The organism is uncultured Mycobacterium sp. (genome assembly GCF_964249325.1).
Lineage (GTDB): Bacteria > Actinomycetota > Actinomycetes > Mycobacteriales > Mycobacteriaceae > Mycobacterium.
In genome coordinates, this window is the sequence record NZ_CAXUCH010000156.1 from 1 (window position 1) to 10,369 (window position 10,369).

Annotated in this window: 6 protein-coding genes; 5 read left to right on the forward strand and 1 reads right to left on the reverse strand. The window is 66.5% G+C overall.

Translation table 11 applies throughout. The features are described from left to right. Positions 1-802 (reverse strand): PPE family protein (locus tag ACFE99_RS17470; RefSeq protein ID WP_375487483.1); only part of this gene is annotated, 802 nt, incomplete at its 3' end. Positions 803-1,376: 574 nt separating this feature from the next. On the opposite strand from ACFE99_RS17470, the gene eccA reads away from it, so the two are divergent. The 5 genes from eccA to ACFE99_RS17495 all read left to right on the forward strand — a co-directional run. After that, the gene (eccA, locus tag ACFE99_RS17475; RefSeq protein WP_375487474.1) at positions 1,377-3,221 is read left to right on the forward strand and encodes a type VII secretion AAA-ATPase EccA; all 1,845 of its coding nucleotides are present in this window, start codon (positions 1,377-1,379) and stop codon (positions 3,219-3,221) included. Continuing rightward, positions 3,218-4,801: a type VII secretion protein EccB gene (eccB, locus tag ACFE99_RS17480; protein ID WP_375487476.1), complete on the forward strand. Its 1,584-nt coding sequence runs from the start codon at positions 3,218-3,220 to the stop codon at positions 4,799-4,801. The genes eccA and eccB overlap by 4 nt, the downstream gene beginning before the upstream one ends. Continuing rightward, positions 4,798-8,757 carry a type VII secretion protein EccCa gene (gene eccCa / locus ACFE99_RS17485; RefSeq protein ID WP_375487478.1) on the forward strand — a complete coding sequence of 1,320 codons (3,960 nt, stop codon included), beginning with the start codon at positions 4,798-4,800 and terminating at the stop codon, positions 8,755-8,757. The genes eccB and eccCa overlap by 4 nt, the downstream gene beginning before the upstream one ends. A gap of 24 nt (positions 8,758-8,781) precedes the next feature. After that, on the forward strand, positions 8,782-9,090 hold the full coding sequence (locus tag ACFE99_RS17490) for a PE family protein (RefSeq protein WP_083089513.1): 309 nt from the start codon (positions 8,782-8,784) through the stop codon (positions 9,088-9,090). Between the two features lie 2 nt (positions 9,091-9,092). Then, positions 9,093-10,369 (forward strand): PPE family protein (locus ACFE99_RS17495; protein ID WP_375487481.1); only part of this gene is annotated, 1,277 nt, incomplete at its 3' end.

Sequence of the window (10,369 nt, forward strand, 5' to 3'; positions counted from 1 at the left end):
GCACAGGGTTATTCGAGTAGTTGGCAAGCATGGCTTCAGCGCGCGGCAGGAACGTGGCCAAGCTCGGCTGCATCGTCTGGAACGAATTCGGCGAAAATGGGTTGAATTGCGGCGGAAAGATGGCTTGCAGCCACTGCTCCGGGGTAGTGGGCAAGGTGGTTCCCATGCCGGGCATGTTCCCCATGCCGCCCCCCATACCCGAACCAGATCCCATGCCTCCCGGGCTGCCCATGCCCGAGCCGGAACCCATGCCCCCTGAGCTCCCCATGCTGCCCGAGTCCGATTTCATGATCTGCGGCGCCGGCGTGGTGTGCGGAGCTGCGGCCATCGCTGCTGTCGCAGTTGCGTGATACGTGCTGATCGTGGTGGCGGCCTGGACCCACATCCGCGCGTAGTCGGCTTCGTTCAGCGCGATCGGGATGGTGTTGATGCCGAAGAAATTCGTTGCCAGCAACACCGCGTGGACGGCATGGTTGGCCGCCAACTCGGCCAACGTCGGCATCGCTGCCAGCGCAGCGGTATACGCCGCCGCCGCGGTTTCCTGCTGAGCGGCCATTGCGGCGCTATTTGCGCCGGCCTCCAATAGCCATGCGATATACGGCCCATGCGCCGCCAGGTACGCCTCGGCGCTCGGACCCTCCCAGGCGCCGGCCTGGACCGCACCCAGCAGCGCGGTGAGCTCGTCTGCCACTGCGATGTACTCGGCGCTCAGCGACTTCCATGCGCCGGCTGCGGCAAGCAACGACTCGGGCCCCGGGCCGCTAGACAGCAGCGCGGAATGCAGCTCGGGCGGGAAAGCCATCCAGATCACGCAGGCTCCCTTCAAACAGGCTTCCGGCAACGCCGAAACTGTCCTGATCGATGCGGACAGGAGCTGTCGGTCCGCAGGCCCTCATTCTATCGCGTCATTACCGCACTTACGGACAGATCATCGATATAAGTCCGTATCTACGGTTGCAGCGTTAAGCTTGTGATCGGGAGAGGAAACAGGGAACCGGCGCGCCTGTGCAGCCGACTACCAGAGCGACGTCTCGAGTGGGACCCGGACCGGCAGTCGCTTCGGTCAGCGCATGCGAGGAGGGGACAGGCCTTGTCGATTTCCGCGGCAACCACAGCTACGCACCACCCAGTAATGAAACTCATTTTCATTACTGGGTGGTTATGGGGTATCGTCCACCCGCGTGCCGAAAACCATTTTCATCACCGGCAAGCCGCTCAACAGCGTGGAAGGAGTCGTGTGGTGTCCAGTGACGGGCAGCCATCTAGCAATGGCAGGTGCCGCGAATTAGCCAACCGCGCATCTCGACACTTAGCTTATGCAATGCTAACTTCAGCGAAGTTAGGTTGCACTAACAAACCCAGGGAGGGTATGGGCCGTGGACGGCGGTGACATCGGGACGCTCGCGGCGGCTCGTCCCGCTGCTGCTCGGGTAGACGACGACGTCGTCAGCCGGTTCGCCACCTGTTGCCGGGCCCTGGGCCTGACGGTCTACGAGCGCCGACGCCCGGCCGACCTCGCCGCTGCCCGTTCCGGATTTGCCGCGCTGACCCGGATTGCTCACGACCAATGCGACGCGTGGACGGGCCTGGCAGCAGCTGGCGACGTATCCAGTCCGGTGCTCGAATCGATATCACGCACCGCCGCGACCGCCGGCCTGCTGCAACGCCAGATTGAGTTGTCGCCCGGCGCATTGGGCTTTCAGTACGACACCGGGTTGTATTTGCGGTTTCGCGCCACCGAACCGGACGATTTTCACCTTGCCTATGCGGCGGCGCTCGCGGCGGACGGACGATACGCCGATGCCCATCAGCTGGTCTCAGACGTCATGCAACGCAGGCCGAATTGGCGTGAGGCGCGCTGGGTCTCGGCCGCCATCCACCACCGCGCGCAGCGGTGGTCGGATGTGGTCAAGCTGCTCACGCCGATCGTCAACGACTCCGACCTGGACGAGGTCTTCGCCCACGCGGCCAAGATCACGCTGGGCATCGCGCTGGCCAGGCTAGGGATGTTCGCCCCGGCATTGTCCTACTTGGAAGAACCCGACGGACCCATCGCCGTCGCGGCCGTCGACGGCGGGCTGGCCAAAGCACTCGTCCTGCGCGCACATGTGGACGACGAGAGCGCCAACGAAGTCCTGCAGGACCTGTATGCGGCCAACCCCGAAAACGAGGAGATCGAGCACGCCCTGACCGATCCCAGCTTCGGGATCGTCACGACCACCGCAGCACGCATCGAGGCCCGCACCGACCCTTGGAATCCTGAAACCGAACCCACCCCGGGCGATTTCGTCGACCCCGAAGCCAAAGAGCGCAAACGCGTGCTGCTGGCAGAGGCCGAACGCGAGCTCGACGAGTTCATCGGCTTGGATAAGGTCAAAGACCAGGTGGCCCGGTTGAAAAGCTCGGTCGCCATGGAGGTGGTGCGCAAGCAGCGCGGGCTGGAAGTCGCGCAGCGCACCCACCACCTGGTATTCGCCGGGCCGCCCGGCACCGGTAAGACCACCATTGCCCGCGTCATCGCCAAGATCTATTGCGGTCTGGGCTTGTTGAAGAAGGAAAACATCAGGGAGGTGCACCGCGCCGACCTGATCGGCCAGCACATCGGGGAGACCGAGGCCAAGACCAACGGGATCATCGACAGCGCGCTGGACGGGGTGCTGTTTCTCGACGAGGCCTACGCGTTGGTGGCCACTGGCGCCAAGAACGACTTCGGTTTGGTGGCCATCGACACGTTGCTGGCCCGGATGGAAAACGACCGCGACCGGTTGGTGGTGATCATCGCCGGCTACCGCGCCGATCTGGACAAGTTCCTCGACACCAACCAAGGTCTGCGGTCGCGGTTCACCCGCAGTATCGACTTCCCGTCCTACAAGCCGGCCGAGTTGATCGAGATCGCGAAGTTCATGGCCGCAAAACGCGACAGCGTCTTCGAACAGGCCGCCCTCGACGATCTCGAAGCGTTGTTCGCGCATTTGGCCAGCATCTCCAAGCCCGACGCTGCCGGGGTGGAACGTCGCGGGCTAGACATTGCCGGTAATGGCCGGTTCGTGCGAAACGTCGTCGAAAAGTCAGAAGAGGAACGCGAATTCCGGCTGGACCACTCCGAGCACGCCGAAACCGGCGAGTTCACCGACGAGGAGCTGATGACGATCACCGCCGAGGACGTCCGCAATTCGGTGGAGCCGCTGCTGCAAGGCCTCGGCCTGTTGGAGCCGGCATGACCGGCCGTGAATTCGACGACGAGCGTCGCTCGTTCACGTCGCGAACCCCGGTCAACGACAACCCCGACAAGGTGGTGTATCGCCGTGGCTTCGTGACTCGTCACCAGGTGACCGGATGGCGATTCGTCATGCGCCGCATCGCTTCCGGGGTCGCCCTGCACGACACCCGCATGCTTGTCGACCCGCTGCGCACACAGTCACGTGCGGTGTTGATGGGGGCGCTCATCCTGATCACCGGCTTGATCGGCTGCTTTGTGTTCTCGCTGATTCGACCCGGCGGATCCGCGGGCACTAACCCGGTGCTGGCCGACCGGTCCACCGCCGCGCTGTACGTGCGGGTCGGTGACCAACTGCACCCGGTGCTCAACCTGGCGTCGGCCCGGCTGATCGCCGGCCGACCGGTCAACCCCACCACGGTGAGAAGCAGTGAGCTGGACAAGTTTCCGCGCGGCAACCTGATCGGGATTCCCGGCGCCCCGGAACGCATGGTGCAAAACACTTCTCAGAACGCCGACTGGACGGTGTGCGACGAGATCAGCGGGTCCGGTCATGCCGCGCACAGCACCGGCGTCACGGTGATCGGCGGACCTTTGGATACCAGCGGGGCGCGGGCCGCCGCGCTGGGTGCTGGGCAGGCGGTGCTGGTCGACAACGGCGCCGGCACCTGGCTGCTGTGGGACGGCAAGCGCAGCCGCATCGATCTGGCCGATCATGCCGTTACCAACGCCGTGGGACTGGGTACAGAGGTGCCCGCCGCACGGCCGATCGCGCCGGGTCTGTTCAACGCGGTTCCGGAGACGCCGGCGTTGACGGCGCCGCCGATCCCAGGCGCCGGCAGCCCACCACACTTCCCGCTGCCCTTGACGGCGCCGGTCGGAGCGGTGGTCGTGGCCTACGCGGCCGACAACAGCATGCTGTACTACGCGGTGCTGCCCGACGGATTGCAGCCGATCTCACCGGTGCTCGCTTCAATCCTGCGCAACACCAACTCCTATGGCTTGGACCAGCCGCCGCGACTGGGCGCGGACCAGATTGCGCGCCTGCCGGTTTCGCGGACACTGGACACTTCCCGCTACCCCGACCAGCGGATCAGCCTGGTCGACGCCGCACGCTCGCCGGTCACCTGCGCCTACTGGAGTAAGCCCGCCGGGGCTGCCACCAGCTCACTAAAGCTGCTGTCCGGCTCGGCGCTGCCGGTGCCCGACGCCGTGCGCGCCGTAGAGCTGGTCAGCGCCGGCGCTGGCGGGACCGCGACGCGTGTTGCGCTGACGCCCGGTCGCGGGTACTTCACGCAGACCGTCGGTCAAGACGCGGCATCACCACCGACCGGCTCCCTGTTCTGGATCGCCGACACCGGTGTGCGCTACGGCATCGACAACGAACCAGGGCCGACCGGACATGCCAAAGCCGTTGAGGCGCTTGGCTTGACGCCGCCCCCGGTTCCTGTTCCGTGGTCGGTACTGAGTTTGTTCGCGCCGGGGCCGACGCTGTCACGCGCCGACGCGTTGTTAGCCCACGATGGCCTGCCGCCCGACACTCGACGCAGCCGTCAAGCCTCAGCCCAGTGGGAGACCCGATGAGCCGCCTGATTTTCGAGGCCCGCCGCCGGCTGCCGCCGCCGACGACCCGCAAGGGCACCATCACCATCGAGGCGCCGCCAGAACTACCGCGGGTGATCCCGCCGTCGCTGCTGCGGCGTGCGCTGCCGTACCTGATCGTGATCCTGATCGTCGGGATGATCGTGGCGATGGTCGCCACCGGCATGCGGCTGATTTCCCCACAGACGCTGTTCTTCCCGTTCGTGCTGCTGCTGGCGGCGACCGCGCTTTACCGCGGCACCGACAACAAGACGCGCACCGAGGAGGTCGACGCCGAACGCGCCGACTACCTGCGTTACCTGTCGGTGGTTCGCGACAACATTCGCAGCCAAGCCGCCGAGCAGCGCGCGGCAGCCGAATGGTCACACCCTGACCCGACGGAGCTGGCGAGCATTCCCGGGTCGCGCCGGCAATGGGAACGCGACCCGAACGACTCCGACTTCCTGGTGGTGCGCGCCGGCCGGCACACGGTGCCGCTGGCCACGTCAGTGCGGGTCAACGACATCGCCGACGAGATCGACTTAGAACCGGTGTGCCACAGCGCATTACGCAGCCTATTGGATACCCAGCGCACCGTGCGCGACGTGCCGGTCGGTATCGACTTGGCCAAGGTGTCGTGCATCACCGTGCTCGGCGATGCCGACGAGGTGCGCGCCGCATTGCGCGCCTGGATCGCCCAGGCGGTGACGTGGCACGACCCGACTGTGCTCGGGATCGCATTGGCCACACCGGATTTGGAAGCCGCGGACTGGTCATGGCTGAAGTGGTTGCCGCACGCCGATATTCCCGGCCAGCTCGACGGTGTCGGCCCGGCCCGTTACCTGTCGACCAACCCCGACGAGCTGGCCAGACTGCTGGGCCCGGCGCTCGCGGATCGCCCGGCGTTCACCGGCGGTGCGGCTGAAGCGTTGCGGCATTTGGTGATCGTCGTCGACGACCCCGACTTCGACGTGACCGCCTCGCCGCTTTCGGCCGCCCGGGCCGGCGTGACCGTCATTCAGCGCTCGGTGACACCCCCGCACCGCGAACAATATCCGGATCCCGAGCGCCCGATTCTGCGGATCGGGCGCGGCCGCATCGAGCGTTGGCAGACCGGCGGCTGGCAGCGCTACATCGACACCGCCGACCAGCTCGACGCCGACGAAGCCAACCACCTGGCCCGTCAGCTGTCGCGCTGGGACTCCAATCCCACCCATGCCGGGCTGCGGTCGGCGGCCACCCGGGGCGCCACCTTCACCACCCTGTTGGGCATACCCGACGCCTCCCGGCTCGACGTGCCCGCATTGTGGGCGCCGCGACCCCGCGAGGAGGAATTGCGGGTGCCCATCGGCGTCACCGCGACCGGCGAGCCGCTGATCTTCGACCTCAAAGACGAAGCCGAAGGCGGGATGGGCCCGCACGGGCTGATGATCGGTATGACCGGCTCCGGCAAGTCGCAGACACTGATGTCGATTTTGTTGTCGCTGTTGACCACCCACTCGGCTGACCGGCTCATCGTCATCTACGCCGACTTCAAGGGCGAGGCCGGCGCCGACAGCTTCCGCAATTTCCCCCAGGTCGTCGCGGTCATCTCGAACATGGCCGAAAAGAAATCGCTCGCCGACCGGTTCGCCGACACGCTGCGCGGCGAGGTGGCCCGCCGCGAGGTGCTGCTGCGGGAGGCCGGACGGCGGGTGCAGGGCAGCGCCTTCAACTCGGTCACCGAATACGAGAACGCGATTGCGGCCGGGTACGATCTGGCCCCGATACCGACGCTGTTCGTGGTCGCCGACGAGTTCACCCTGATGCTGGCCGACCATCCCGAATATGCCGAGCTTTTCGACTACGTGGCCCGCAAAGGCCGCTCGTTCCGCATCCACATCTTGTTCGCCTCCCAGACGCTGGACGTGGGCAGGATCAAGGACATCGACAAGAACACCTCCTACCGGATCGGGTTGAAGGTAGCCAGTCCGGCGGTGTCGCGGCAGATCATCGGCGTGGAGGATGCCTACCACATCGAATCCGGCAAGGAGCACAAGGGCGTCGGCTTTCTTGTGCCCGCCCCCGGCGCCGCGCCGATCAAATTCCGCAGCACCTACGTCGACGGCATCTACGAACCGCCCCGGGCCACGAAAACGCTTGTGGTGCACTCGGCTCCCGAGCCGAAGCTCTTCACTGCGGGGCGGGTCGAGCCCGACCCGGAGACGGTGCTCGCCGGAAGCGACGAGGAGGAACCGACCGGGCCGCCGCGCAAGCTGATCGCCACCATCGGCGAGCAGCTGGCCCGCTACGGGCCGCGCGCGCCGGAGCTGTGGCTGCCACCGCTAGACGACTCCATCCCGTTGAACACTGTGCTGGCGCGCGCGGCCCTACCGCCACGGCAATGGCGCTGGCCGCTGGGTGAGATCGACAAGCCCTTCGAGATGCGCCGTGACCCTCTGGTTTTCGACGCATTGTCGTCGGCCGGCAACATGGTCATCCACGGCGGCCCGAAGTCGGGCAAATCGACGGCGCTGCAGACGTTCATCCTGTCCGCCGCCAACCTGCACTCGCCACGCGAGGTGACGTTCTACTGCCTGGACTACGGCGGCGGTCAGCTGCGCGCGCTCGAAGACCTGGCCCATGTCGGCAGTGTGGCCTCTCCGCTAGAACCCGAACGCATCCGGCGCACCTTCGGTGAACTCGAGCAACTGCTGCTGGCTCGTCAGCGGCGGGAAGTATTCCGGAACCGGCGCGGCAACGGCTCCGGTGTCGACGACGGGTACGGCGAGGTGTTCCTGGTCGTCGACAACATCTACGCGTTCGGCCGCGACAACACCGACCAGTTCAACACCCGAAACCCATTGCTGGCCAAGGTCACCGAGTTGGTCAACATCGGATTGGCCTACGGCATCCACGTGGTCATCACCACCCCCAGCTGGCTGGAAGTGCCGCTGGCGATGCGCGACGGCCTAGGCCTGCGCCTCGAACTCAAGCTGCACGACGCGCGCGACAGCAACGTGCGCGTCGTTGGAGCGCTGCGCCGCCCGGCCGAGGCGGTGCCCCCTGACCAGCCCGGAAGAGGCCTGACCATGGCCGCCGAGCACTTCCTGTTCGCAGAACCCGACCTTAAGCAGATCGCCGAGATCAACGCCCGCTACCCCGGGATCAGCGCACCGCCCGTGCGGTTGTTGCCGACCAACCTCCCGCAGAGCGCGGTCGGCGAGATCTACCCTGGCCCGGAGCGGGTGGTCATCGGTCAGCGCGAAGAAGACCTGGCGCCGGTCGAGCTCAACTTCGCCGACAACCCGCTGCTGATGGTGTTGGGCGACACCAAGTCCGGCAAGACCACGCTGCTGCGCCACATCATCCGCACCGTCCGCGACCACTCCACCCCAGACCAGGTCGCGTTCACGGTGGTGGACCGCCGGCTGCACCTCGTCGACGAACCGCTGTTCCCCGACAACGAGTACACCGTCAACGTGGACCGGGTCCTGCCGGTGATGCTCGGGCTTTCCGCGCTCATCGAGTCGCGCCGCCCGCCGGCGGGCATGTCTGCGGCGCAACTGACCAATTGGAACTACCAAGGTCAAACCCACTACCTGATCATCGACGACGTCGACCAGATACCCGACACCCCCGCGATGAGCGGCGCATTCGTCGGCCAGCGGCCGTGGACCAGCCTCATCGGGCTGCTGTCGCAGGCCAGCGACCTGGGGTTGCGGGTGATCGTCACCGCGCGCGCCACCGGGTCGGCCCACGCGTTGATGACCAGCCCGCTGCTGCGCCGGCTCAACGAGCTACAGGCGACCACGTTGATGTTGTCGGGTAACCCGCAAGACGGCGGCAAGATCCGCGGACAGCGGTTCGGTCGACTGCCTGCCGGGCGGGCAATCCTGTTGGGCGACACAGATATTCCGACGTACGTGCAGTTGGTCAACCCGCTCGTCGACGAAAGCGTGACCGTTGACGGTCGGTGAGTTTCACCGGAAGGAGAAGTTGAAATGACGCTCCGAGTCGTTCCCGAAGGCTTGGCTGCGACCAGTGCTGCGGTCGAAGCGCTGACGGCCCGGTTGGCGGCCGCGCATGCCGGTGCCGCCCCGCTGATCACCGCGGTGATGCCGCCGGCGGCCGATCCGGTGTCACTGCAGACCGCCGTCGGGTTCAGCGCGCAGGGCAGTGAGCACGCCGCGGTGGCCGCCCAGGGTGTCGAAGAACTGGGCCGCGCCGGTGTGGGTGTCGGTGAGTCCGGCGTCAGTTACGCCACCGGCGATGCGGCCGCGGCGTCGACGTATATGGTCGCCGGCTCCTGACGATGACCGCACCGATCTGGATGGCTTCGCCGCCGGAGGTGCATTCGGCGCTGTTGAGCGCCGGACCGGGCCCGGGTTCCTTGTTGGCGGCGGCGGGAGCGTGGTCGTCGCTGAGCGCCGACTACGCCTCGGCTGCAGCCGAACTCAGCGCGTTGGTGGGACAGGTGCAGGCGGGCTCGTGGGAAGGGCCCAGCGCTGAGCAGTATGTGGCCGCCCATGTGCCGTATCTGGCGTGGCTGATGCAAGCCAGCGTCAACAGTGCAGGGGCGGCTGCCCAGCATGAAACCGCGGCGGCGGCCTACACCAGCGCGCTGGCGGCGATGCCCACCTTGGCGGAGCTGGCTGCCAACCACGCCATCCACGCGGTGCTGGTCGCGACGAATTTCTTTGGCATCAACACGATTCCGATCGCCCTCAACGAGGCCGACTACGTGCGGATGTGGATCCAGGCCGCCACCACGATGGCGACCTATCAAGCGGTCGCCAGCACCGCGGTCGCGTCGACGCCACAAACCACACCGGCCCCGGCGGTGGTAAACCCAGTGTCGTCGTGGTTCAACTCGGCGGTCGCAGCCGTCCATACCGTCGAGCAGCTCGCCCAAGACGCGTCCACGCTGAACCCGTCCGACCTGCTGTCGTCGTTTTTGAACCTGATCCAAAACTTCAGTGTCGCGGCCTTTATGCAGGATCCGGTGGGGTACACCCAGCAGATCGTCGAGTCCTTCGTGGGGAAGTTCCCCCTGCTGTCGGACCTTTATTTTGGGTTCGGCGGCGACCACCTCTTCGAATTCCTGCAGAATCCGGTGGGATTCGTGGAGAACATCGTCAACAAGTTCTTGGCAGACCCGATGACCGCGCTGAGCAATCCGTTCTTGCTGGTTCTCAGCCCCGACGATTTTGCATCCATTGGGTACCAGGTGTTTTCGCCGTTCATGCCCCTCACGGCTGCGGTGACGCCGACCTTCATGGCCCCGGTGGGAGGTGTGCTGGCCGGTCAGGTGGAGCTCGGTGAGGTGCCAGCCGGCGCCACGCAGGCGACCGAGCCCGTGGCGGTTGGCGCCACCCAGCCCACCACCGTGTGGCAGCCTGCTGCGCCGATCGCCTCGTCGAGTATCGCGGCCCCTGCGACGACAGCGGCACCTGCCCCCGCGACGGCTCCGGCAACTGGCGGTCCGGCCCCGGCGACGCCGCCGGCCACCGGCGTCGCGGGTTTCGCCTACCCATACCTGGTTGGCGGCGGCCCCGGCGTGGGATTCGACTCGGGGCTGGGCACCCACGC

Bases quoted from the DNA above. Each gene is read 5' to 3' on its own strand.
- eccB (WP_375487476.1), top strand. From the start codon at position 3,218: ATGACCGGCCGTGAATTCGACGACGAGCGTCGCTCGTTCACGTCGCGA.
- eccCa (WP_375487478.1), top strand. From the start codon at position 4,798: ATGAGCCGCCTGATTTTCGAGGCCCGCCGCCGGCTGCCGCCGCCGACG.
- ACFE99_RS17490 (WP_083089513.1), top strand. From the start codon at position 8,782: ATGACGCTCCGAGTCGTTCCCGAAGGCTTGGCTGCGACCAGTGCTGCG.